This window comes from Thalassotalea atypica, assembly GCF_030295975.1.
Taxonomy (GTDB): Bacteria; Pseudomonadota; Gammaproteobacteria; order Enterobacterales; family Alteromonadaceae; genus Thalassotalea_F; species Thalassotalea_F atypica.
The window spans coordinates 3,341,499-3,366,610 of record NZ_AP027364.1 but is presented as its reverse complement, the minus strand read 5'-3'; the positions used below and the strand labels follow the sequence as shown (position 1 = coordinate 3,366,610).

Here is a 25,112-nt window from a genome sequence, read left to right as displayed (position 1 = left end):
CGTATGCAGTTCGTTGCTCATTATTTTGTGGCTACTTATGCTGACTTCACAAATAATTAGAAAGCTGCTTTACCTGTTTGATGTTTATAATTAGGTAAAAGTACAATGGAATATTCATGCAACAACAACCTTGGTGGCGGGGCGCTGTCATATATCAAATTTACCCTCGCAGCTTTATGGACGCTAACAACGATGGCATAGGTGATTTGCAAGGGATCATCAAGAAAATTCCTTACATCAAAAGCTTAGGCGTAGATGCCATATGGGTTTCTCCATTTTTTAAATCGCCGATGCAAGATTTCGGTTATGACATCAGTGATTATCGCGCCATAGATCCGATGTTTGGCACGATGGACGACTTTGATGAGCTAATGACTAAAGCTAAAAAGCAAGATGTAAAAGTAATAATCGACCAAGTGCTAAGTCATACGTCTGATCAACACGAGTGGTTCCTGCAAAGTCGAGAATCGCGTGATAACGACAAAGCGGATTGGTATGTTTGGGCTGATGCAAATGACGACGGTACACCACCAAATAATTGGTTATCAATTTTCGGCGGCGGTGCATGGCAATGGGAGCCAAGGCGTCAACAATATTATTTGCATAACTTTTTAACGTCGCAACCTGACTTAAATTTTCACAATGAAGAAGTGCGTGTTCATGTACTAGATAATGTCGAATATTGGCTTAAAAAAGGTGTCGATGGTTTCAGATTAGACGCTATTAATTTTTGTTTTCATGATAAACAGCTTCGAGACAATCCTGCTAAACCAGCCAATGAGCGTAAAGGTCGTGGCTTTAGTGAAGATAATCCATACGCGTATCAATATCATTATTTTAATAATACCCAACCTGAAAATGTTGCTTTCATGGAAGAAATTCGGGCATTGATGAATAAATACCCTGATGTAGTGACGTTAGGAGAGATATCTTCTGAAGATTCATTGTTAACCATGTCTCAATACACCAAAGGGGATAAGCGCCTGCATATGGCGTATAGTTTTGAATTACTGACGGCAGACTCAAGCCCCGCCTATATAAGACAAACTATTGAAGAATTAGAAGCGAACCTATCAGACGGATGGCCCTGTTGGGCGATTGGCAATCATGATGTGCCACGAGTGGCTACTCGTTGGGGGATCAAAGGCGAACAATTGCCTAATGCTACCCAAGCAAAAATGTTCAATGCGATGTTAGCTTCATTGCGGGGTAGTGTGTGTAGCTATCAAGGAGAAGAACTGGGCTTGGCTGAGGCTGAAATTGAATTTGATCAACTTCAAGATCCTTATGGTATTGCCTTTTGGCCTAAGTTTAAAGGGCGAGACGGTTGTAGAACGCCAATACCTTGGTCAACATCGAATGACAATGGAGGGTTTTCCGATGCTGATTCAACTTGGCTTCCTGTGAGCAAGCAGCATAAGGGACAGGCTGTTACGGCACAGGAGCAACATGCTCATTCAGTGTTAAGCAGCTATCAAACGTTTATGCATTGGCGAAAAGCAGTATCGGCACTTAAATACGGCAATATTGAGTTTATTGATAGCTCCAAGCAAGTATTGGCTTTTACCAGAACCTATCAAGGTGAATCTTTGCTTTGTTGCTTTAATTTTTCTGAACAGAGGCAAAGCTTGCATTTGGCTTGTAATATCAATATTAAACCTATGACAGGGCATGGTTTTGACCAACTGCCGATGAGCGATAACAACATTGTGTTGCCACCATTTGCCGCAGGATTTTATGCACTTAACATTAACGACTAGTGTTACTAATCGTTTCAGTTAAATGCTCGCCAGTAATAAATGCTTACTGTTTATTACTGGCATGATTTTATCTACAACTTCAGTTTCAATTTTCAGAATTTATATCACCGAAGACATCGTGTTAGTTGTTAATGCAATGTTAACTGTCGCTTGTTTTGTGTCAGTCGTCTTAAAAACTTTCCAAAAAGACTACAAATTTATCAATTATTTTCAAAATAATTTAACAATTCAAAATATCAACTTAATTACGAAAATTTTCGCACAACAAAAACAAGCCAATAGCTTATAGATACTAGGGTGTATAGCTTTGTTCATTTGTCAAGTTCATAAATAAACCATTGTTCTCTTTCGTAGAAGGAGCAGCTTTAAGCTTAGAAACACAGTTTGTATACAAAAATACAACTGTAACGTACTTGTAATAAGCGTTTAGCTGATTTATAAATAATTGACCTTAGTCAATTTTTCAATTGTTGAACTAAGTACAAAAAATAAAATAAATATTTATAAAAAATATAATTATAAATTTAGGGAAGGATAACATGTCTAATAAATTCCGTGCCGGCTCACTTGCTTTAGCAGTAAGTGCCGCCTTAGGTACTGCTCCAGTTTTTGCTGCTGAAAGTGATGCTTCAGTAGAAGAAGTAGAAAAAATCGTTGTTGTTGGTTCTCGTGCTGCTCCTCGTTCAATCGCTGACTCTGCTGTTCCAGTAGATATTGTTGGTGGTAATGAATTAGGTAAATCAGCATCTAGCGATATGCTTGACCAACTTGTTGGTGCAATTCCATCGTTTAACGTACGTGCTCAACCTATCTCTGATGCCGCTACACTAATTCGTCCCGTAAACCTTCGCGGTTTGTCTTCTGACTCTACATTAGTGTTAGTTAATGGTAAGCGCCGTCACAGAGCATCTGTTATTGCCTTCCAAGGTGGTGGTGTGAATGATGGTGCTCAAGGTCCTGATATTTCAGTTATCCCAAGCGTTGCTTTAAAGCAAGTAGAAGTACTACGTGACGGTGCTGCGGCGCAGTACGGCTCTGATGCAATCGCGGGTGTAATGAACTTTGTTTTAAAAGATGACGCTGATGGTGGTTCACTTTCTATTAAACAGGGTGAATTCTTTGAAGGTGACGGTTCGACAACGACTATTGATGGCAACATTGGTATGCCATTCACAGATGACGGCTCAATTAACTTAAGCTTCCAGTTAAAACAAGCTGATCCGACAAGCCGAAGCGTACAGCGTCCTGATGCACAAGCATTAATTGACGCTGGTAACACGGCAGTTACTGATCCTGCACAAATCTGGGGTAATCCAGAGATTGAAGATGACATCACATTGTTTGGTAACATCAAACTTGATTTAGGTGATGATAAAGAATTTTACACCTTCGGTAACTATTCAGAGCGCGATGTAACGGGTGGATTCTACTACCGTAATCCACATAACCGTGGCAATGTATTCTCAATTGATGGCGGTGAAACGTTACTAGTGGGTGATATTGCACAATCTGAAGGTGCAGCTCGTACATGTGCTGTGGTACCGGCAAATGTGCCAAACGTATTGGATACGCAAGCTTATCAAGACATGGTGGCAGATCCTAACTGTTTCTCAATGAACCAAATTATGCCAGGTGGTTATACGCCAGCATTTGGCGGTAACATCACAGATACCTCATTAACTATGGGTGTTAAAGGTGATATTAAGTCGGGCATTCTTGCTGAATGGTTCTTTGATTTAAGTGGCTCAGTCGGTCGTAACGAATCTGACTTTAACCTTAAAAATACCTTAAACCCGTCATTAGGTTTAGCGACTCCTACAGAGTTTGATACTGGTAAGTACATTCAACTTGAAAAGACCTTTAACTTCGATATCGTTCGAGCGTTTGATCTTGAAGGCTTAGATGAGCCTGTCAACGTTGCATTAGGTGCTGAATTCCGCGAAGAAAGTTTTGAAATTATCGCCGGTGAAGAAGCGTCTTGGAAAGCGGGTGATTTTGCTGACCAAGGTTTTAACATTGGGTCACATGGTTTTAAAGGCTTTGGTCCTGAAGCACAAGGTCGTAATGACCGCCGTAACTGGGCGCTTTATGCAGATGTTGAAGCGTACTTAACTGAAGACCTAATGGTTGGTACAGCGATACGTTTCGAAGATTTCACCACCTTTGGTGATACAACTAACTACAAGCTAACGTTCCAATACTCGTTATCAGATGAGTTCTCTTTACGTGGCTCAACAAGCACAGGTTTCCGTGCTCCTACAGTTGGTCAAGCAAATGTTGTCAACACGGCTACTTCAATTGTTAATGGCGATCTGATTCAAAGCTTCACGGCTCCACCAACTGATCCATTATCAGCGTTCTACGGCGGTGAAGAGCTACAGCCTGAAGAATCAAGAAGTTATGCTGGTGGTATCGTTTATCAAGAAGGTGATTTATTCATCACAGTTGATTACTACAACATTGAAGTAACGGATCGTATTGCTCAATCTAGCCAAATTACGGTGAGAGAAGAAGATCATGAAGCTCTTCGTGAAATTGGTGTTCAAAATCCAGAGTTAATTTCAAAAGTAACTTACTTTGCAAATGACTTCGATACAACGACACAAGGTCTTGATATTGTTGGTAACTACTCAATGGAATTGTTTGGTGGCGACACTGAATTAAGTCTTGCTTATAACTGGAATGAAACAACAGTTGATAAGTTTGACCCAACAACAACTGACGAAGGTAAAGTGCGTCGTTTAGAAGAAGGTATGCCAGATCATCGTGCTACATTTACCGTAGCTCAAAGCTGGGATGACATTAGCATGTTTATCCGTGCAAACTACTTTGGTGAGTACTACGCAACTCACGCAGATGATACATCTGATTGGGGTTCTGAAACGGCTGATGCTGCAGTAACATTTGATGCAGAAATGAGCTACTTCATGAATGACTCATTCACGTTCTCAGTAGGTGCAACTAACTTGTTCGACCAAGAAGCTGAAAAGCTTAAAGATGGTACGTACGGTGCGTTAGGTGCGAAATTCTACGAAAGTGGTCCATTTGACTACAATGGTGGATTCTACTATGCGAAGGTTCAATATAACTTTTAATAGTTAATTAAACCTTAGAATAAAGCCTAGCTTCGCTAGGCTTTTTTTTGTCAAAAAATAAGTGCTGAAAATGCCATAAACACTATTTAACAAAAGGTCAAATGACACAACCTATAGATACAGGTTATAGGATTATTTTAATTAGGAATGATAGTTTTGAATTCAAATAGATATACTTGATATCAATACCAGTTTTTGAGTACTTTTATGTCTTACTTTACAACGTTGTTAATCTCGGTTTTAGCCATTACAGCTTATGGCGCTCAGGCCAATAACACATATGATTTTTCAGGCAAAATTATTGATGAACAAGGAGCTGCACTTGATAATGTTCAAATCACATTAAATGATGCATCATTTGAAAGTAGTGATTCTGGCGCATTTCACTTTAACTTACCCGCTCAAAAAATGTTGCAGTTTACATTTAAAAAACAAGGTTATTACCCAAGTGTTCAATCGTTTAGTCGCTATGAACTAACGACTAACAAGTTTGAGAATGTATTTGATAACATTACTTTAGTTAAGAAGAAAACAGGACGTGTCATGCTGGCTTTTGGTGGTGATGTCATGATGGGACGTCGCTTCTATAAACCATATTTTGGTGATGAAGTGTTGATCAATTACGAGACTAATCTTACTGATAGTAAGTCAATTCTAGCGGCCGTTAAACCGTACATGAGCATTGCTGATTATGCCGCAGTGAATTTAGAAACACAGATAGCAGAACAGGCCCCAAAAGAGCGCGCTAAAAAATCAGTGACGTTTTATTCGCAGCCTGAGCTACTTGCTGCGCTGACTTGGGCTGGAGTTGATTACGTTTCACTAGGTAATAATCACACCTATGACTACTTGGAAGAAGGGCTAGTTTCAACACTCAAACACCTTGAGCAAAGTGAGTTGGATTATTCAGGCGCAGGGCTTGATGAACAAGACGCATTAAAGGCGCATCGCCAACGCATCAATGATCAAGCGTTTTCAATGTTAGGTTATGTCGGCTGGGAAGGTAGCACCACACCGACACAGTCAGCAACTGCTAAGCACGGTGGCGCAGCCTATGGTTCCATGGAAAATATCGTTGCATCAGTAAGTAAGGAAGTAGAAAAAAATCAAACGACTATTGTACAATATCATGGTAGTCAGGAATATTCTGATGGGCCAACCGGTGTGACTGAACAGCGCCTTAAAAGCTCGATTGACTCAGGAGCTGCGTTAGCCATTGCCCACCATCCCCATGTTGCGCAAGGGTTAGAGTTATATAACGGCAACTTGATTGCCTACTCCATGGGCAACTTTACCTTTGATCAAAATTTTAGTTCCACCCAACACAGCTTTATTCTTTATGTTTGGCTCGATGAAGGTGCGTTTACTCGTGCTGAAATAGTACCAATTTACTTAAAAGGTTATCAACCTACGCCTGCGACAGGTATGCACCGTTATTCAACAATGAAACGATTGAAGGAGCTGTCAGCATTGCGTTACACTAATATTACCCAATCTGGTGGGCATGGCGTGATCACTGCCGATAATCAAGCGAAAAAGTCAGATAAGCTAGCTCAACAAGTCTCATTCCCTGTAGGGACCACGGTTGCTAGCTTGCATCACTTACCTTGGCACAAATCGTTAGCTCAGGTGGGCCTTCCGAATGAACAAATTGCCTACCGTCTTGGTACCAACTTGATCAATGGCAGTGACTTTGAGAGCTTTGATAATTTTTCAAATGCAGAGCGAGGTTGGTTATTCGACCGAGAAAAAATAGCTGTCAATGATTTCGGTGCAAGCGGTACAACTAGCTTATCGTTAACGCTAGATAAAACACCTAGTATCTTTGGCATGCAAAGTTTTAGGCGAGTATATAAAGCCAGTAGTCCAATGACGATTAAGGCAAAATTCAAGGTGGACAAGGGGGTAAAGGTTAATTTTTACTGGCAAGGTCGTAAAACTAGGCAAAAACTTTTCGATGCCTTTAAAAACGGAAAGAAGAATTTAATTCAGTCAGTAACATTGGGCAACAGTAAACAATGGCAATCCGTTGAAATCGACTTTAATTCACCTCGAATTGGTTATCGTAGTTATCGTGTGTTGGCGGAATTTATCGCAGCAGACGGCACTCAAACTCAAATCGATATTGATGATTTTGCGTTAATTGAATGGCAAACGGCATATAGTAAAAGCGAACAGCCAAATTTCTTTAACCTCAATGCCAAACAAGCGTCTTTTATCGGACTTGATCGCCCCGTTAATTCACCGATTAAGTTAACACTGCACTAATAATATTAAAAATGAAAATACGCCCGGAGCGGTAATCATCGCGCTCTGGGCCTGCTTTAAATTTCTTGCAACAGACTCGCTAAGTTAAACAAAAACTATTAAAATTTAGTCCTGACTAAATTTTAATAGTGGTTTTATATGTCTTTTCCTCCCTGCCCAAGTTGCCAATCTGAATTTGTTTACCCAGATCAAAACCATTTAATTTGTCCTGAGTGCGGTTATGAGTGGGATCCCAAAGAAGTTGCAGAGGATGAACTGGTTAACGTTAAAGACGCTAATGGGGCATTACTTACAGATGGTGATAAAGTCACTGTCATTAAAGATTTAAAAATCAAAGGCAGCTCGCAAGTTATTAAAATTGGTACTAAAGCGTTAGTAAGGCGAGTGATGGATAAAAAAGATCACGAACTTGACTGCAAGGTCGATGGCGTAGGCGAAATGATGGTGACTGCTAAGTTTGTCAAAAAGGCTTAAAGTTAAATTTTAATACAAAAAAAGCCCAGTAAGCTGGGCTAACATCATCTGATGTAAAAAGGTTGGAGCTAATTGCTGATAGCTAGTTTTACAAGCTCTCTTGGTTGAGTTACGCCTCCCCAAAGTGCTGTATTTAAAGGCATCATGGTGCCACCTTCGAATCTAAATCCGTGCTCACGGTCGTCGCTGATTAGTAACGGGCCATCCAAATCTACATATTGGGCAAAATCAGATAGCAAAGACGCGGGTGCCATCGCTAGTGAGCTACCCACCATACAGCCGAGCATAATTTCAAAACCCATTTCTTTAGCTTCTTTCGCCAGTAATAGGGCTTCAGACAAACCGCCGGTTTTATCTAACTTGATGTTAACGACTTCATATTTGTCCTTAAGATAATCAAGCTCTGCACGCGTATGACAGGATTCATCTGCGCACAGTGGCACCGGTGATGAATAGTCTGACAATGCTTGATCTTGTCCCGCGGGTAATGGTTGCTCGATTAAAATAACATTCAGTTTAGCTAATTGCTCACCACACTGTGTTAAGTCTTCGATTGACCAGCCTTCATTGGCATCGACAATAAACTTGGCATCTGGTGCGGCTGCTTGAATAGCTGTCATTTTCTCAATGATATCCTGGTTGTCGAGTTTGACTTTAACAAGAGGCGGGTTATTGAGCGCTATTACCGCTTTTGCCATCGCTTCTGGCGTATCTATGCTTAGGGTTTGTGCTGTCGTGCAAGGTGTAACTTCATCCAAAGAGAGTAGTTGGCTGACTTCCTTACCTTGTTGCTTTGCCTGCAAGTCCCAGAAAGCACAATCCAGTGCGTTACGGGCAGCACCTGCGGGCATTTGCGCGATGATTGCCGCAAAAGCGTTAGTTGATACTTCATCTGTTTCAATTGACTCAACTTGCTTGCGCACGCTGGCTAATGACTCTTGATATCTAGCATAAGGAACCGACTCAGCCCAACCGGTATTTTTTCCATCACTGATAGTAACAACAATTACATCAGCACTTGTTTTTGCGCCACGAGCAATACGAAAGACCGCTTTAAGAGGTAGCTGTTGTTGATAAACATTGATACGTAAGGAAGCGTTATCGTCTGCTCTTTTCTGACTCATCTTCATGATAAATTTTCTACTATGCTGTCAGTGCCGTCACGCAATGGATCAACACAAGGTAAGTCAAACTCTTCACTTAATTGCTGACATATGGCTCGACCTTGCTCAACGCTCACCATGGAGGTATTCACCGTAATGCCGACAATTTTTGCGTTTGGATTGGTCAATTTAGCAGCTTGTAGGTTTAATTCAATGGTATTGGCGATACTCGGAAATTTACTGTCCGGAAGTCCTCGCATATGAGTTCGCTCAAGAGCATGACAAATCACGATCGCATCAGGCTGTGAACCATGTAACAATCCCAAACTGACTCCTGCAAAAGCGGGATGAGAAAGCGAACCTTGGCCTTCAATAATATCCCAATGGTCATTCGCTGCATCAGGTGATAGACCTTCTGTAGCACCTGAAAGAAAATCTGAAATGACACAATCAATTGCTACACCTGAGCCAGCAATTAAAATTCCACATTGGCCTGTGGCCCTGAAATCGACATTATAACCTTTGCTTTTCATCGCTTTCTCAAGGCTTAATGAAGTATACATTTTTCCTACTGAGCAATCTGTGCCTACGGTTAACAAACGTTTACCTGTGCGCTTAACGCCGGTGCCAGTTTTAAATTCAGCTTTTGGGTGGCGGATATCGAGTAACTGTTGCCCCGTTGCTTTTGCTTTGGCCCTGATGTCATCAAAGTCAGTCATTTTGTCGTGCAAACCACTGACAACGTCCATGCCATTTTCTAGTGCTTCATGGATGTAGGGCAACCATTTTTGTTCAAGTACGCCGCCACTGTTGGCAAAGCCTAATACGAAAGATTTTGCGCCTTTTGCAGCCGCTTGCTTAATATCTAATTGCTCGAGTCCTGTAGTGACGGTACAGCCATCAATGGAATATTCACCGACACATAACTCTGGACGCCAATCGGCTGCGCCACGTGCCATCTTTATCGATAAGTGATCTGTGGCATCGCCGATGAATAATAAGTATGGAGGAGCGATTTGCATAATGAAATTCCTAAATATAAGCACATGGAAAAATATTCTTAGTCCTGAGCTTAACTTAGTGGATTTTCATTAAAAGTGAGAAGGCTTTAATGAGTCATAACCTAGGGTTATGTTGCAGTCTAAGTGTCTGATAAATTTCGATTTAAATACGGTATGAATTCATCAATTATTTTGGGTAAACTACGATTTTCAAGGTGCAATGCGCTGACATTAAAGATCAGTGGTGGATCAAACGAGGCGATGGCGACATTGTCACTTAAATTACCTTCTGCTGTATATTTATCAACAACACAAACACCTAAACCATGGGCAACCAATCTCGCGGCAATAAAGTAGGTTTGTACTTTGATTGATGAGTTGAATTTGATGTCTTCTTCCATCACTCTTGTCCACAGCATATCGGCCAATGGGCCACTATCACTGATATCGATAAACTTGTGATCGCATACTTCACTTAGAGTCAGTTTATCCGGACAATGAGGCATACTTTCTTTGGGATAAACAATAACTAACTCTGACTCTGCAATAGGAATAGAATGGGTGCCAGGTAAAGCATTGGGAGAAAATAATATGGCCAAGTCGCATTTATGCTCTAACAATGCTTGCATGACATTGTTGTTGTGTAAGGTTTGAATATCAAAGGTGATATTGGGGTAATCTTGCTGGTGCTCTGCGATCACAGCCGGTATAGCATCGAAGCCTAATGCGGGTGTAATACCAATACTGATACTACCAAATTCAGATTTTTTAATGTTCTCTGCGGTGTTTTTTATTGAGCGCATTTGTTGATAAATCTTATCAACTTCGTCAAACAACATTTCTGCTTCGTCAGTGGGGATCAATCTGCCTTTGACGCGCTCAAACAAATTAAATCCAAGTTGCAATTCAGCGTGAGAGAGTACTTTACTGACTGATGGTTGTGAAACATGCAAAATTTTTGCGGCATTGGTAATAGACCCCGTCGTGTAGATTGCATGAAATATTTCTATATGTCGCAAACGCATCGTAATTTCTCATTCTTTGTTATTAGGCAGTATTATACCAATTCGTCTAGTGTCTCTTTAACCCGTGACAAATGGAAAACTCAGATACAACTGTATTATTAAAGCGTTGGTGATATCAATAAAAAATGCACCGACTAAAGGCACTACCAAAAATGCTTGAGGAGAAGGACCGTGCCGTGATACCAACGACTCCATGTTTGCTACCGCAGTTGGCGTGGCGCCTAAGCCAAACCCGCAATGCCCTCCCGCCATAATGGCAGCATTATAGTTTTTGCCCATAATGCGAAAGGTAATAAAGTACGCGAACAGCATAAGTACGATTGCTTGTATTAAAATTATCATTACCATCGGGCCTGCTAAGCTGGCAAGCTCCCACACTTTCAGTGACATCAATGCCATGGCCAAGAATATAGAGAGTGCCATGGTGCCCCAAAGATCAATACAAGCTCGACTGATGCGATAAACCTTTGTATATTCGGTAAGATTTGTCAGTACAACACCAAACAGTAGTGGGATCAGAAACGCCGGTAGGACAATATCAATGGCTCGTAAGGCTTCATAACCGATACGCCCCAAATACATGCAAATCAATATTACAAATAGTGTTTCCATCATCTTTTTGGGCGTCACTAGATCATGATCTTCAGGGTCAAAGGTTACGGTGTTATCTAGGGATTCATCATATTTGTCGGCTCTTAAATCATATTTCTTAATCAACCGCTTACTGACAGGACCGCCCACAAGTCCGCCCAGGATGAGTCCAAGAGTCGCTGCTGCCATGGCAAGTTCAAAAACGCTATCGGCCATACCATATTCATTAATAAATAAATCTGAATAGGTTGCACCATTACCGTGTCCACCGGAGAGTGTCACGGAGCCGCCTATCAAGCCCATCAAAGGATCAAGACCCGCTAACGAGGCAATAGAAACACCGACCGCGTTTTGTACTAACAAGTAGACACTGGCAATGAACAAGAACAGTGCGACTTTAGGCCCTCCTTTTAATAACAAGCTATAACTTGCTCCTAAGCCTACCGTGGTAAAAAAAATGGTCATTAATGGCGCTTTAAAGGCCATATCAAAGTTGAAATTAATATTAAAGAACGTATGAGCTATTGCGGAGAGTAACGAGAAGGCAATTCCGCCAACCACAGGCTCAGGAATATTGTTATTACTCAAAAAAGAAATTCTGGCGTTTAAAAAGTAACCAGAAAACAGAATGATTAGGGAGATCAAAAGTGTTTCTGTTGTGGAGATATTAAGTGTCATACGCGTCGTAAACCTTCTTGTTTCGCTCACTTGTCATCATAAACAAGGAACATATTATGCGGTTTTGATGATTTTATTGATTGTAAAGAGAGCGAGTAAAAATAAGCAGTTCCAATACTTGATAATGCCATAACCTAAGGTTGTATCTTGTTTAGTTACAAATGCATAACAATAAAGCTGCTGCTGCTAAGTTCATGAAACTGTCGTTGGCGTATACACTAAGTGTTATTTAACGTGATGAACTGTTAAAAAATGTATAACTTTAGGTTATGGGGTGTTAATTAACTGTCAATAGTATTTAGCAACAGAATTCGGCAAGGTGAGATTAACAAAAGAAAAAGGCTGAATATACGGCCTATCAATTATAAGAAACCAGCTTAGGGTGAGGATTATGAAAACAAAGACAACAAGTAAGCACAGAGTAAAACATCTCAGCTTATGTGTAGCTGCAGCATTAACTGCGAACATAACTGTTATTAATCAAGCCAATGCCGAAGAACAGACCGAGTCAATTGAAGAAATAGAGCGCATTAGTATCATCGGATCGAATATCAAGCGTGCAACAGATATTGGTACATTGCCAGTAACGGCGTTGACAGAAAAAGATATTGAAAATACCGGTGCGGTCACAGGAGATGAGTTGCTACGTTCAATTCCACAAATTGGCGCAGTAAATTTTGGCGCGGCTACTGGTAACGGTGGTGTCAATGATGCTCGAGGTGATGTCTCATCGATTAACCTTCGCGGTGTCGGCTCAGGTAATACATTAACACTACTCAATGGTCGTAGACTGGTGACTCACCCAGGCACACAATCTGAAAATTTTGTCCCTGTCTCAACAGTTAACTCCAATACCTTACCTATTTCTGGATTGCGTTCTCTTGAAGTCTTACGTGACGGAGCTGCTGCTATTTATGGCTCAGATGCAGTTGCAGGTGTGGTGAATTATCGACTAAAAGATGATTATGAAGGTCATAAATTAAGCTTGTCTTACGGTGGCTCTGAAGGAACACCACTTGATGAAACAACGTTTAGTTATTTAACGGGCTTTGATTTAAACGACGGTAAGTCTCATTTGACGGCTTCGTTTAGCTATTACACCCGCGACGGCATGATGGCCAAAGAACGTCCTTACTCAGCTAGCCATGATTTACGTGAATACCCAGGATTACCAGAAGAATTTATTGGCGATACTCAGTTAGACAATCGTTCTACGGCAACGCCTTGGGGGGACTTCACGTCAGACTCACTAGGACGCTTTCATTTACAGCCTGACACGAGCTCGGGTTGTGTCGTAAATTTAGCTGGTGGTATATGTGCCGATAGCGGTAGTTTTCCTCGTGATCAACGTTTTGATCGCGGTACCACACGCTCTTTAGTGTCTGATGTCGACCGACTAAATTTCTACACCTATTTTACTCATGAAATTAATGATGATTTAGAGTTTTTCTCCGAAGCAATTTTCTATCGTGCAGAAGCTGAACGTACACGTGAACAAACACATAACTTAACTGCACAGCGTTTTATGATTTCAGCCGATGCGGCGCATAACCCTTTTGGGGAAGATGTCCAGCTACGTAGCTACCGTGCGATTGATACCGGCCCTAGAAACGTTGAAGTTGACGATACGAGCTACCGTATTCTTGGTGGGCTTCGTGGTACTTGGAATGATTGGGATTGGGAAACGGCTGCATTTTACACAGCAGCTGAAACCAATGATGAAGCAAACCGCATTCAAGCTAGCGCATTTCAAGCGTCGATAAACAGCACAGATCCTGCGCTTGCTTATAATATCTTTACCGGCGGTGACATTAATAACCCAAATCAAGGTGATAGCACTTTAAACCCGCAAAGTGTGATTGATCAATTCATGACAAAAGTGTCGCGCGATTCAAAAACTAGCCTTGCTTCAATAGACTTTAAAGTCAGTAACGGCGCTATCTTTGAATTACCTGCTGGTGATGTTGGTGTAGCTATAGGAGTAGAGTTCCGCCGTGAAACCTTTGAAGATGATCGTGATCCGTTACTTGATGGCAGCAACCCGTTTGTTGACGCCATCACAGGCAACGTATTGTCCGGCAGCGATGTGTTAGGCAGTAGCCCAACACCTGATTCCGACGCTGATCGTAATGTCACCTCTGCATTTGCAGAGTTTATTGTGCCGTTAGTCGACTCCGGCTCTCACTATGTTGAAATGCAAGTGGCAGCGCGGTATGAAGACTTTTCAGATGTCGGTGACGCGTTAAAACCTAAAGTGGCGTTATTCTGGGAGCCTGCTGATTGGATTAGCTTCCGCGCATCTTATGCAGGCGGCTTTAGAGCACCTGGTCTTCCGCAAGTCTCTGCTGAAGGGGTACCTCGTTCAAATACCCTATTTGACCCAGTCCTTGACTCAAGCTACGCCGTGGTTGACATCCGCAGCGGTACTACAGACTTAAAGCCAGAAGATGATGAAAATACATCAATAGGTTTAGTGTTCCAGCCAGTTGAAAATTTCACTTTCACAATGGATGCTTGGAAAATTGAGCAAAAAGATCTTGTTGGTATTTTACCTGGCTCATCGCATTTACTTTATGATTCATTATTACGTAGTCAGGGCTCTAGTAATGAAGCGGTTATACGTGATACAGCTACCAATGAAGTGGTTCAAATAAACAATGATTACATGAACCTTGGTATTCGTAACATTGAAGGAATAGACTTCAGTTTAGTGTACGATATTGAGACAGAGTTTGGTGATTTCGAATTTACTGCGAATGCGGCTAAATTGAATAAATTTGAACAAGAAGCGGACCCTATTTCTGCGCAATTAATTGCAGCACAAGAAGCGGGTGACCCCTCAGTGCCGACAGACAGAACCGTTGCTGGTGCAGGTGATTTAGTTAAGCAAAATGGGCGTCCAGAATGGCGTTCACGTGTTGCGCTAGATTGGGACTATAATCAATGGGGCGCTGGCATTAGTGCTAACTACGTCAGTGAAGTGGTTGACACAAGTACCACGGCTACCGTTGATGGCGAAGTAGTTCAGCTTCCTGTTGATAGTTTTACTCGCGTCAATGTTTATGCGGACTACCGATTTAAAGGTAATGATTTGTTTGCAAGCGGTAAGATTCGTCTAGGGGTACGCAATATTGGTGATGAAGAGCCGCCATTAGCAGATGAACTTGCTCACGGCTATTTTGGTTCATTACATTCAAATAGAGGTCGTTACTTCTACATGAACTTAAGCACATCATTTTAATACAACATGAATAAATGTTGTCGATATTGCTAAAGGATAATGGCTCGACTTTCGAGCCATTTTTATTTAAGACCCATTCGAACAAGTATTTAGTAAATTTGAACTAACTGAGAGTATTCACTATGTTTCGTTTTATTTTGTTGAGCCTCCTCATTGGCTTTGGCCACATTAGCTACGCTTGTGATTTTGAAAACATTAGCTTCGATAAAAATTTTCCAGGTGGCCGTTTTACTTCGTGCGAGCAGCTGGCTCCCAGTAAATTTTTACTGAATTTAACACCAGAAAACACCCCCATTAATGACAGTCCTTGGTATGCGTTTAAGGTCAATAGCATTAAGCAGCAAACCATTGAAATTGTATTAAAAGTTGTTGATGGCAATCATAGATATCCGCCGAAAAAGAGCCTAGATGGCAAGGCGTGGCTTTTAGAAGAATATAATGTAGCTGGTGATCATCTGTCGTTCTCTCTCTCTGTAGGTAAAACACCTGTTTGGGTTTCAGCTCAAGAAATTCTTTCAGGTAAAGATTACTATAACTGGGGCGCAGAGCTGGCACTAAAACCCAATGTTGTGCATGATGTCATCGGTTGGTCAGTGCAAAATAGGCCGTTGTATAAAGTTGAATATCAAGGCGTGGGTAACGAATGGCTTGTGGTGTTGGGGCGTTTACACCCACCTGAGGTAACAGGAGCACTTGCGTTGTTGCCTTTTGCTGAAGCCGTGCTTGCTGACACCCCGTTAGCGATTAAGTTTCGTAAACGATTTAATATACTAGTGCTTCCAAATTTAAACCCAGACGGCGTGTTCATGGGTAATTGGCGGCATAATGCCAATGGTTTTGATTTAAACCGTGATTGGAAAACCTTCAGTCAAAATGAAGTAGCCACGGTACATAAATACCTGCAACAGATTGTAAAACAGGGTGAAAATATAGCAATGGGGGTTGATTTCCATTCTACACACAAAGATATTTTCTATACCATGCCAAAAGATTATGACGTTAAAAATCCAATGCTAGTGACAAAATGGCTAGATGCATTAGACCAACAATATCCGGATTTTAGCGTAATACAACAGCCCGGTAATAATCCTGATAAAGGCGTGTCTAAGCAATATTTTTCTGATGTATATAAAGCTCCTGCAATTACCTATGAAATGGGTGATAAAACCGAACGTGGCTTCATCAAGGAGCTAGCCAATAGTGCGGCGAATCAACTGATGAAAACCATGCTAGCCTCTCCAAAGCTCTAATAAAATAGAAGTAAACAGTTATGAAAAAACGAATTCCTTTGTCTCTCTCCCTAGTCACGACAATTGCAGCGCTAGCGGTAAGTGCTTGTACACCGAGTGCTGATAACGCTACAAAAATGACTGTTGAAAATAAGACCGATAAGAAGGTTGATATATTGATCACCGGTGGACGTGTTTTTACTGAGCTTGAAAATAGACTCGAATCGATAGATGTCGCCATTTGCGGTGAGAAAATTTGTGATATTTTTCCAACCGGTAGTAAAACCCTCAATGCAAAGCAAACGATAGATGCCAAAGGGAATATTGTCAGTCCAGGGTTTATTGATCCTCATACCCACACAATGGAAGAGTTATTAAGCTCAGACAAAAACCATAACCTCAATTATTTGACCCAAGGGGTAACTACTGTGGTTAATGGTAATGATGGTGAAGGGCCTGTTGATATTGGCCATACGGCTAGAGTGTTAGAAAGTAATGGCATTGGAACAAATGTGGCTTTGCTGACGGGACACGGTAGTATACGTGAGCAGGTGATGGGCAGAGAGCAGCGTCACGCTAGTCAAGATGAGCTATTGCAAATGGAAGCGCTGGTTAAAAAGGCGATGGAGCAAGGGGCACTTGGGTTATCAAGTGGTCTGTATTATGTACCAGGAAGTTATGCGACCACCGAAGAAGTGATCCGCTTAGCAAAGGTTGCAAGCCAGTATAAAGGCATTTACGACACCCATTTGCGCGATGAAAGCACCTTTAATATTGGCTTTATTTCCGCCCTCAAAGAGGCAATTAATATTGCGAAAAATGCCGATATTCACTTGCACCTTGCACACATCAAAGCGCTAGGAGTTGATGTGTGGGGACAAAGCAAACAAGCCATTGAGTTGATTAATAATGAAAAAAAATCAGGCATGAGCATCTCTGCAGATCAGTACCCCTGGTTAGCTTCGGGCACTAAATTGCACAGTGCTATCATGCCTAAGTGGGCGATGGCGGATTCAAAGCAAGCGTTCTATGAACGATTGAATGATCCGGCGCTTAGTGATCAATTACAGCAAGAAATTGCGGAGAATATTCGTCGACGTGGTGGGCCTACGTCATTGGTGATCACTGCTTTTAAAGATACAACTTTGATCGGTAAGAACTTACAAGACTTGGCAGAAGAGATGAATATGTCGCCTGTAGATACTGCCAAAGTGTTAGTGCAACAAGGTGATGTGCGCATTGCATCGTTTAATATGAATGGCGAAGATGTTGAACGGTTTATGGTGCAGCCTTGGGTCGTAACGTCTTCAGACGGCACCAACGGTCATCCAAGAAAATACGCTAGTTTTCCACAAAAATTCAAAAAATATGTTGTTGATAAAAAATTACTGTCGATAAATCAATTTATTTATAATAGTGCGACAAAAACCGCTGATATTTTAGGGCTAAAAGCACGGGGTAAAATCGCCGTAGATTACCAAGCAGATATCACTATTTTCGATCCACAGAGTTTTGTGGCTAATGCAAATTTTTCAAAGTGGGATAACTATTCTACGGGTGTAAGTCATGTGGTGGTTAACGGAATTGTGGTGATTGAACATGGAAAATATCAAGACAAATTAGTTGGGAAATTTGTGCACTAAAGCTTATGAGCTAACGGGGACTTGAACTTTGTGCAGAACTACATTGAATATCGGTATATTTCAAAAGCGCTAATGTTTTATCATCACCGCTTTATCAATTGGCTAAGACACAATAAAAAATTACCAATACACTCTAGCTTATCACTTTAGGTAAATGATTCGACTCGATAACGTAATTTGTAGCAAGGTTACTCATTCCATATACAAATATGCTTTGGTGTTTAGTTATAACCTAGCACGTAGTTTGGCGTTACCGTATCGACTAACTTAAAAAGCTGCTTACTGATGTTTTTGTTCTTGCTAACGGTGAATGCTTGGCGATTATTAGTCGCGTTAACATCATGGATGATTTCGCTTTCATGTTCGCTTTCTTGTGCCGCAACACCTGTTTTTTCGTGTGTGATGTTCATATCGCAATCCCTAAAGTGATTAAAGTAAATCTGAATTAGGTTAATCATCGCTCGATATTTGCACATTTAACAGTAACAAAATGTCACTAGATCATAAAATTAGGTTATGAGCTGGATTTAGCCTCTACTTAGGTGATTAATGTTACTGATAACAGTTGAGGGAGCTGCATTTACTGTATGATTTTTATCGTGTTTATTTTCTATCTTCGAGTTCCTCTTTTAGCTCAACAATCTTAGCTAGTCGTGCCTGCTCTATTTGTAATTTTATGTCTTTCCCTTTAAATCCTTGTTCGACAAAAGGACGTGCTTGGATTTTACGGCAAGCACCTGATATTTCAGATAAAAATTCTCGCTGAGGATAAGGCGCTTTCTCATTGCCTAACCGTCCATTAAAGTCAGCATGACAAACAACAAGAAAGTCTTCAAATTCATCAACTTTGCGCCAAACATCCAGTTGATTAAACATGCGTAATATCGTTGTGGCCTTTAGTTCAAAAGCTTTATGGCAATGCAGATGATATTCACACGCTTTTAATGCTAAGGATTTATATTGATTGGGGACTTTTAATTGGTTACAGATTTGCTCCACCAAATCCAATCCCGCTTTTTCATGGCCTGGGTGTGAAGGTAACCTCTCTTGAGGGGTGAGCCCTTTGCCTAAGTCGTGACAAAGCGCCGCGAAACGAATCGTTGTCGCACCGCTTTTTTCTACTGCAGATTTTAGCACCATCATGGTATGAACACCGGTGCAAATTTCAGGGTGCCATTTGGCTGGATTTGGTACATCCCAGAGCGCGTCAAGCGATGGCCAAATTTTTTCTAGCGCTTGACACTGTCTTAGTACCTCAAAAAATACTTCAGGGTTGGGCTCAGTCAAACTGCGCTGCATTTCTTTCCAAATGCGCTCAGCTGATATCGTTGCCAACTCACCAGAGTTTGAAATTTTGCTCATCAACTCAAGCGTTTCAGACGCGATGCTAAAACCGTATTGATAGTAGCGAGCAGCGAATCGAGCAACGCGCAATACGCGCAGAGGATCTTCTTCAAATGCATCAGAGACGTGGCGTAAAATACGATCGCTTAGATCTTGTTGGCCGTTGTAGGGGTCTATGATATTACCGTCTTTATCTTGTGCCATGGCATTGACGGTTAAGTCACGGCGTAATAGATCTTGCTCTATGGTGACATCAGGCTCAGCATAGCAAACAAACCCTGTGTACCCTTGACCTTGCTTTCGCTCTGTTCGAGCAAGTGCATATTCGTCTTTTGTTTTCGGATGTAAAAAGACTGGGAAGTCTTTACCTACAGGAGTAAAACCTAGTGACAGCATTTGCGCTGCGGTAGCGCCGATGACGAGGAAATCTTGTTCGGTTACTTCGCGGTTAAGTAACTTGTCTCGTACGGCGCCACCCACTAAATAAGTATCTAAATCGTTTATTGAAATTGTCGTTTGCATTGAATGTTACATCTTGAGTTAAGTGCATAGCTTACCATAGCTTTGATTAACTTTGACTTCTTTCACGTATCCTAGTAGTTTCAATCGAGCTATTTTCATTGATTAAAATTACCCATGTATACCAATTTTTTTGGCTTAAGCGACATTCCATTTTCCATAGCCCCTAATCCTGAATATTTGTTCATGAGCGATCGCCATCGTGAGGCGTTAGCACATTTAACCCATGGTTTAGGTGACACCGGCGGTTTCGTTTTGTTGACCGGAGAAGTCGGTACAGGTAAAACCACGATCAGTCGCTGTTTGTTGGAACAACTACCTGAAAACACACAGGTAGCATTCATCTTAAACCCAACGTTATCTTGTTTGGAGTTACTTGCTACTATTTGTGATGAGCTTAAGGTCAGGTACAAGAAAACAGGGGCAACGCTGAAGTACTTAACCGATAAAATCCAAGATAAGCTTCTGAAAAATCAGTCGGACAATATCAATACCATTCTTATCATTGATGAAGCACAGCATCTGCAACCGGAAGTGTTAGAGCAATTAAGGTTATTGACCAACTTAGAAACCAACACCAAAAAATTGTTGCAGGTGATATTAATTGGGCAACCTGAGCTTCAGCAGCTATTACAGCGACGTGATTTACGTCAACTGGCTCAGCGGATCACCGCCCGTTATCATTTACTTCCATTAACAAAAGAGGAAGCAAAACATTACATCAAACACCGAATAGGAGTGGCCGATTGTCATCGGTCTTTGTTTAGTGAAAAAGCCATTGGTGTGATCCATCAAATATCACAAGGTATCCCGAGGATCATCAACTTGTTGTGTGATCGCGCACTATCGATCGCCTACGGTGAAAATCAATCAAAAGTAAACAAAAAAATCATTGTTCAAGCGGCAGCGCAGGCGTTAGGCCCTGAGTTTCAATATCAGCCGTGGTGGGCTCATCGGAATATTCAAATGACAATCTTGTTAGCTTTTATGGTTGGCGTTGCAGGAACAAGTTATTGGTTAGGGCAGGATAGCAGTACTCATCCAGCCCATAGCGCTAATCAAAATAATGTTGAACAGTCTGTCATTGAAAGAACGAAACAAGAGAACAGCACAAATGAGACTCAATTGCTGAGTAGTCAAGTTTCGACATCAAGTTTAGAAAACGCTGCTACCTCATCAGGGCCAATTATTGAAAATCAAGAGTCTGAATCAATTCAGATTGTTCAGCTAAATCAACAAGCAGCTGAAACCATAATTTCTCCTGAGAGCATTGAATCGAAAAAAATTAGTGAGCCGTTGTTAACAACAGAGCGGATGGAAGAGCCTGCGCAGCATGTTCTTTCTGGTGAGCCTAAGACGCCAGTGCAATTTGACTTGAGTAAAGTAGAAGGAGCACCAGAGTCATTGTTAGCGAAGTTTCAGTCAGCGGTTGATGCCTCTAATGAAGAGGTCGCGAGCACAACGCCACAATCAAAACAGAATGAAGTCTTTGACACCAGTGAAGTGAGGACGTTAACGGACATGCCAAATAGCTTTCAAGGTGCTGTTCCGAATTTACAATTTGATATGCATATTTATGCCAGCGATGGCGGTGGTTTTGTTAAAGTGAATGGCCGTGAACGTTACGAAGGCGATATTGTTGGTGATGGTGTAAAGTTGGTTAAAATTTTACCACAAAAAGTTATCTTGGTTTTCCAAGGAGAACAATTTAGTTTACCGGCGCTCGCTTCGTGGTAATCCAAAGCAATATAATCAGTTAAGAAAAGCTGCGTTGAAGAAAGCCTTAAGGTTCAGTTTAAAATCTTCAGGTTTAATACAACAGTCAATCTGATCTTTGTATTTCGATTCTTTTAAATTGATTTCTTCGATAGGGATCGCCTGATTGAGCCGTGTGTTATAAAACACTTTCACATAAGGGTGCAGTGGGCGGCTTTTATTCAGTTGGCTTATTAAACCAAGTTTACCACTATTGAGTTTAACTAAGGTTCCAATAGGGTACACACCGAGACATTGAATGAATTTATCAACTAATTCTTCGTCATAACTATTAGGTGCATCTTTGACCAAAATCTTGAATGCCTTAATTGGTGACATGCCGGCTTTATACACTCGCTCTGCAGTCATCGCATCATAACTGTCAACAATGGCAATCATTCGTCCATATTGAGAAATTTGCTCGCTGTTTAATTGCGCGGGGTAACCTTTGCCATCTAAGCGCTCGTGATGTTCTTTGACCGTGCTTTTGGTTATCGATGAAATATTCGGTAAATCATTCAATACCCCTACGCCCGAATTCACGTGTTCCTTCATCACATCATATTCATCAGCCGTCAGTTTTCCCGGTTTGTTGAGTATTTCTGATGGCACTAATATTTTGCCAATGTCATGTAAAAACGCTCCTAGAGCAAGTTGCTCAATGATTTCTCGGTCAACTGCTAAATGTTTAGCAAATATGGTCATTAAAATGGAAACATTGAGTGAATGCTCAATTAAATACTCGTCTTTCATTCTCAATCGAGACATACATGACAAGGCGTCTTGGTTATTAAATATAGACTCAACAATTGCGTCTGAGCTGTTTTTAACTTCATCAATATCAATGGAGATTCCTTTTGAAATATCTTTTAACAGCTTACTTTGAAGGACTTTAGCGTCATTATATAACTTGTTCGCTTTTTTCATCTCGACGTCTAAAGGTACTTTTTTAGGTTTTGATGACTTTTCTTTTCTCACTGGAGAGGGGGTAATGTCAGGCATAACACGATCAATTTTATCTTTTTTCTTTTCTCGGGTAGGATCGACAACGACTTCCTTTATACCTATATCCTTAAGTTTATCTATGGCGGCCGTATTTATGATGTAGCCTTCTGATTTTATCGATACGTCTTTATTTTTTTTAAACACTGCTAAGACGTACATGCCTGGGCGTAATTTTGAGAGAGAAATTTTTTCTGATTTTGAAGCGTTTGCGTTAGAAGCCATTTAAGTTGTTGAACCATTAGATGTTATGGGACTCTTGTTAATAATAGTCTAGTGAATAGCATTTAAAAAATGAGGATCAAATTTCTTGAAAAGTTTTATATAAAATCGGAAAAGGAAAAAGTGCAACACATTGACGTATTGCACTTAGCTAGAAAAACTAACTCCAACTGGGCAGTGTGCTTTCAAATGCTTTAATTGTGTCTATTTTGTTCAAGGTCCAGCCCACGCTATCAACGCCATTTTCTAGACAATATTGATGAAAGGCATCTAAACAGAAACGATAGCTCTTGTTACCAACGGTTAGCGTATTGTTAGGCAGATCAACCATTGGCTCAATTTGTTCAGACTGTGTTTGGATGAACAGTGCATTAATCTCTTCTTCTGAAAGTTTAATTGGAACAATGCCGATATTAATACAATTAGCATAAAAGATATCAGCAAAACTTGGCGCGATAATGACTTTGAAGCCATATTCTTGTAATGCCCATGGAGCATGCTCTCGGCTCGAACCACAACCAAAGTTTTCACGGGCAAGTAAAATGCTTGCTCCTTGGTATTTTAGTGCATTTAAGATGAACTCTGGGTTGTCTTCTTTCCCCGCAGCATCTAAATAACGCCAATCGTGAAACAGATGTTGACCAAAACCAACGCGTTCAGTTTTCTGTAAAAATTGCTTTGGGATAATTTGATCAGTATCGACATTAGCAAAATCTAATGGGACGACTAAACCTTGGTGTGTTGAAAATTTTTCCATTAGAAATTCCTTACGCGTTTAAATCGACAAAATGGCCGGCGATAGCGGCAGCAGCAGCCATTTCAGGACTGACTAAATGAGTCCTACTACCTCGTCCTTGACGACCTTCAAAGTTACGGTTTGAGGTTGATGCACAACGATCACCTTCAGCTAATTTGTCATCATTCATGCCTAAGCACATCGAGCAACCCGGTAAGCGCCACTCAAATCCAGCTTCAACAAATATTTTTGCTAACCCTTCTTGTTCAGCTTGTGCACGTACGCGATATGAACCCGGTACTACAATAGCATCGACGCCATCTGATACTTTCTTTCCTTTCGCAATACTCGCCGCAGCGCGCAAATCTTCAATACGTGAGTTGGTACATGAGCCGATAAAGACTTTATTGACCTCAATGTCAGTAATTTTTTGACCAGCTGTTAACCCCATATAGGCCAATGCTTTTGCGCAAGACTCTTGCTCGACAGCCGATTCAAAATCACTGGGAGAAGGAACAATGGCATCAATGGACGTGACTTGGCCAGGTGTTGTGCCCCATGTTACTTGTGCTTTGATCTCTTTTGCATCGAGAGTAAGCACTTCGTCAAAGGTCGCATTATCATCAGTTTTAAGCTCGCTCCACGAGCTAACTGCTCTATTCCAGTCATCACCTTGAGGCGCGTATTCTTTACCTTCAAGGTAGTCAAAAGTCGTTGCGTCGGGGGCGATTAAACCGGCTTTTGCACCAAACTCAATGCTCATGTTACATACCGTCATTCGCTCTTCCATTGATAAAGCCGTAATTGCTTCGCCACAATATTCAACAACAAACCCCGTTGCGCCAGCACTGCCTGTTTTACCAATGATCGCCAAGATTATATCTTTAGCACTAATGCCAACACCTACATGGCCTTTAACTTCAATCTTCATGGTTTTCGCTTTGGTTTGGCGTAGGGTCTGCGTAGCTAATACGTGCTCTACTTCAGAAGTACCAATGCCAAATGCCAGAGCGCCAAATGCACCGTGTGTAGCGGTATGGGAGTCGCCACATACAATGACTTGGCCTGGTTGTGTAATACCTAATTCAGGCCCCATAACATGAACAATACCTTGGTTTTCATGACCCATACCAAATAGTTTTACGCCAAACTCTTTACAGTTTTTTTCCAAGGTACGTAACTGATTGGCAGCGCCTTCACCAGCAGCATCTATTTCAATGGAGCGTGTTGAAATATTGTGATCCATCGTCGCAATCGTTTTTTCAGGTTTGCGTACAGGACGGTTATGAAACTTTAAATTGGCGAAAGCCTGTGGGGATGTCACTTCATGGATCAAATGACGATCAACATAAATCAGCGGTGTTTCGCCTTCTTTTTCTTCAACTAAATGACGCTGCCATAATTTTTCATATAAAGTAGATGCCAT

The 25,112-nt window shown here is 41.2% G+C and carries 17 protein-coding genes; 8 read left to right on the top strand and 9 right to left on the bottom strand.

Features of this window, described 5'->3' with window-relative positions; translation table 11 throughout:
- Positions 1 to 116: 116 nt before the first annotated feature.
- The 4 genes from QUE03_RS15435 to QUE03_RS15420 all read left to right on the top strand — a co-directional run bounded on the left by QUE03_RS15435 (position 117) and on the right by QUE03_RS15420 (position 7,597).
- Positions 117 to 1,760 (top strand): alpha-glucosidase family protein, encoded by a 1,644-nt coding sequence (locus QUE03_RS15435; protein ID WP_286262840.1) that lies wholly within the window; start codon positions 117 to 119, stop codon positions 1,758 to 1,760.
- 539 nt (positions 1,761 to 2,299) lie between these two features.
- On the top strand, positions 2,300 to 4,855 hold the full coding sequence (locus tag QUE03_RS15430; RefSeq protein WP_286262839.1) for a TonB-dependent receptor plug domain-containing protein: 2,556 nt from the start codon (positions 2,300 to 2,302) through the stop codon (positions 4,853 to 4,855).
- Between the two features lie 207 nt (positions 4,856 to 5,062).
- Positions 5,063 to 7,123 carry a CapA family protein gene (locus QUE03_RS15425; RefSeq protein ID WP_286262837.1) on the top strand — a complete coding sequence of 687 codons (2,061 nt, stop codon included), beginning with the start codon at positions 5,063 to 5,065 and terminating at the stop codon, positions 7,121 to 7,123.
- A 138-nt stretch (positions 7,124 to 7,261) separates the two neighbouring features.
- Complete coding sequence (locus QUE03_RS15420) at positions 7,262 to 7,597, top strand: zinc ribbon domain-containing protein YjdM (protein ID WP_286262836.1); 336 nt, start codon at positions 7,262 to 7,264, stop codon at positions 7,595 to 7,597.
- A 68-nt stretch (positions 7,598 to 7,665) separates the two neighbouring features.
- Here the strand turns inward: QUE03_RS15420 and dgcA are convergent, their stop codons facing one another.
- The 4 genes from dgcA to gltS form a co-directional block, all read right to left on the bottom strand.
- Entirely contained in the window at positions 7,666 to 8,721 is a 1,056-nt protein-coding gene (gene dgcA / locus QUE03_RS15415) for an N-acetyl-D-Glu racemase DgcA (protein WP_286262835.1), read from the bottom strand.
- Positions 8,722 to 8,723: 2 nt separating this feature from the next.
- Positions 8,724 to 9,722 (bottom strand): N-acetyltransferase DgcN, encoded by a 999-nt coding sequence (gene dgcN, locus QUE03_RS15410; RefSeq protein ID WP_286262834.1) that lies wholly within the window; start codon positions 9,720 to 9,722, stop codon positions 8,724 to 8,726.
- A 119-nt stretch (positions 9,723 to 9,841) separates the two neighbouring features.
- Positions 9,842 to 10,726: a LysR family transcriptional regulator gene (locus QUE03_RS15405; RefSeq protein WP_286262833.1), complete on the bottom strand. Its 885-nt coding sequence runs from the start codon at positions 10,724 to 10,726 to the stop codon at positions 9,842 to 9,844.
- Between the two features lie 57 nt (positions 10,727 to 10,783).
- Entirely contained in the window at positions 10,784 to 11,995 is a 1,212-nt protein-coding gene (gene gltS, locus QUE03_RS15400) for a sodium/glutamate symporter (protein ID WP_286262832.1), read from the bottom strand.
- A 391-nt stretch (positions 11,996 to 12,386) separates the two neighbouring features.
- Here gltS and QUE03_RS15395 point away from each other — a divergent pair, with 391 nt between their 5' ends.
- The 3 genes from QUE03_RS15395 (at position 12,387) to QUE03_RS15385 (ending at position 18,108) form a co-directional block, all read left to right on the top strand.
- A complete protein-coding gene (locus QUE03_RS15395) occupies positions 12,387 to 15,236 on the top strand; it encodes a TonB-dependent receptor domain-containing protein (protein WP_286262831.1) in 2,850 nt (949 codons plus the stop codon).
- A gap of 122 nt (positions 15,237 to 15,358) precedes the next feature.
- Positions 15,359 to 16,486, top strand: a complete 1,128-nt coding sequence (locus QUE03_RS15390) for a M14 family metallopeptidase (RefSeq protein WP_286262830.1) — start codon at positions 15,359 to 15,361, stop codon at positions 16,484 to 16,486.
- Positions 16,487 to 16,506: 20 nt separating this feature from the next.
- Positions 16,507 to 18,108 carry an N-acyl-D-amino-acid deacylase family protein gene (locus tag QUE03_RS15385; protein WP_286262829.1) on the top strand — a complete coding sequence of 534 codons (1,602 nt, stop codon included), beginning with the start codon at positions 16,507 to 16,509 and terminating at the stop codon, positions 18,106 to 18,108.
- 221 nt (positions 18,109 to 18,329) lie between these two features.
- Here the strand turns inward: QUE03_RS15385 and QUE03_RS15380 are convergent, their stop codons facing one another.
- Together QUE03_RS15380 and QUE03_RS15375 are read right to left on the bottom strand one after the other, a co-directional pair.
- Entirely contained in the window at positions 18,330 to 18,518 is a 189-nt protein-coding gene (locus QUE03_RS15380) for a hypothetical protein (RefSeq protein WP_286262828.1), read from the bottom strand.
- 193 nt (positions 18,519 to 18,711) lie between these two features.
- The gene (locus QUE03_RS15375) at positions 18,712 to 19,974 is read right to left on the bottom strand and encodes a multifunctional CCA addition/repair protein (RefSeq protein WP_286262827.1); all 1,263 of its coding nucleotides are present in this window, start codon (positions 19,972 to 19,974) and stop codon (positions 18,712 to 18,714) included.
- 114 nt (positions 19,975 to 20,088) lie between these two features.
- Here QUE03_RS15375 and QUE03_RS15370 point away from each other — a divergent pair, with 114 nt between their 5' ends.
- The gene (locus QUE03_RS15370) at positions 20,089 to 21,708 is read left to right on the top strand and encodes an AAA family ATPase (RefSeq protein WP_286262826.1); all 1,620 of its coding nucleotides are present in this window, start codon (positions 20,089 to 20,091) and stop codon (positions 21,706 to 21,708) included.
- A gap of 15 nt (positions 21,709 to 21,723) precedes the next feature.
- On the opposite strand, the gene QUE03_RS15365 is transcribed toward QUE03_RS15370, so the two are convergent.
- The 3 genes from QUE03_RS15365 to leuC form a co-directional block, all read right to left on the bottom strand.
- Complete coding sequence (locus tag QUE03_RS15365; protein WP_286262825.1) at positions 21,724 to 22,953, bottom strand: cyclic di-GMP phosphodiesterase; 1,230 nt, start codon at positions 22,951 to 22,953, stop codon at positions 21,724 to 21,726.
- Between the two features lie 157 nt (positions 22,954 to 23,110).
- On the bottom strand, positions 23,111 to 23,707 hold the full coding sequence (leuD, locus tag QUE03_RS15360) for a 3-isopropylmalate dehydratase small subunit (protein ID WP_286262824.1): 597 nt from the start codon (positions 23,705 to 23,707) through the stop codon (positions 23,111 to 23,113).
- Positions 23,708 to 23,717: 10 nt separating this feature from the next.
- Positions 23,718 to 25,112: a 3-isopropylmalate dehydratase large subunit gene (leuC, locus tag QUE03_RS15355; RefSeq protein ID WP_286262823.1), complete on the bottom strand. Its 1,395-nt coding sequence runs from the start codon at positions 25,110 to 25,112 to the stop codon at positions 23,718 to 23,720.

Coding starts and splice junctions, on each gene's coding strand:
- dgcA (WP_286262835.1), bottom strand. CDS start 8,721: ATGAGTCAGAAAAGAGCAGACGATAACGCTTCCTTACGTATCAATGTT.
- QUE03_RS15365 (WP_286262825.1), bottom strand. CDS start 22,953: ATGGCTTCTAACGCAAACGCTTCAAAATCAGAAAAAATTTCTCTCTCA.
- QUE03_RS15390 (WP_286262830.1), top strand. CDS start 15,359: ATGTTTCGTTTTATTTTGTTGAGCCTCCTCATTGGCTTTGGCCACATT.
- QUE03_RS15425 (WP_286262837.1), top strand. CDS start 5,063: ATGTCTTACTTTACAACGTTGTTAATCTCGGTTTTAGCCATTACAGCT.
- QUE03_RS15435 (WP_286262840.1), top strand. CDS start 117: ATGCAACAACAACCTTGGTGGCGGGGCGCTGTCATATATCAAATTTAC.
- QUE03_RS15430 (WP_286262839.1), top strand. CDS start 2,300: ATGTCTAATAAATTCCGTGCCGGCTCACTTGCTTTAGCAGTAAGTGCC.
- dgcN (WP_286262834.1), bottom strand. CDS start 9,722: ATGCAAATCGCTCCTCCATACTTATTATTCATCGGCGATGCCACAGAT.
- QUE03_RS15395 (WP_286262831.1), top strand. CDS start 12,387: ATGAAAACAAAGACAACAAGTAAGCACAGAGTAAAACATCTCAGCTTA.
- leuC (WP_286262823.1), bottom strand. CDS start 25,112: ATGGCATCTACTTTATATGAAAAATTATGGCAGCGTCATTTAGTTGAA.
- QUE03_RS15405 (WP_286262833.1), bottom strand. CDS start 10,726: ATGCGTTTGCGACATATAGAAATATTTCATGCAATCTACACGACGGGG.
- leuD (WP_286262824.1), bottom strand. CDS start 23,707: ATGGAAAAATTTTCAACACACCAAGGTTTAGTCGTCCCATTAGATTTT.
- QUE03_RS15420 (WP_286262836.1), top strand. CDS start 7,262: ATGTCTTTTCCTCCCTGCCCAAGTTGCCAATCTGAATTTGTTTACCCA.
- QUE03_RS15380 (WP_286262828.1), bottom strand. CDS start 18,518: ATGAACATCACACACGAAAAAACAGGTGTTGCGGCACAAGAAAGCGAA.
- QUE03_RS15375 (WP_286262827.1), bottom strand. CDS start 19,974: ATGCAAACGACAATTTCAATAAACGATTTAGATACTTATTTAGTGGGT.
- QUE03_RS15370 (WP_286262826.1), top strand. CDS start 20,089: ATGTATACCAATTTTTTTGGCTTAAGCGACATTCCATTTTCCATAGCC.
- QUE03_RS15385 (WP_286262829.1), top strand. CDS start 16,507: ATGAAAAAACGAATTCCTTTGTCTCTCTCCCTAGTCACGACAATTGCA.
- gltS (WP_286262832.1), bottom strand. CDS start 11,995: ATGACACTTAATATCTCCACAACAGAAACACTTTTGATCTCCCTAATC.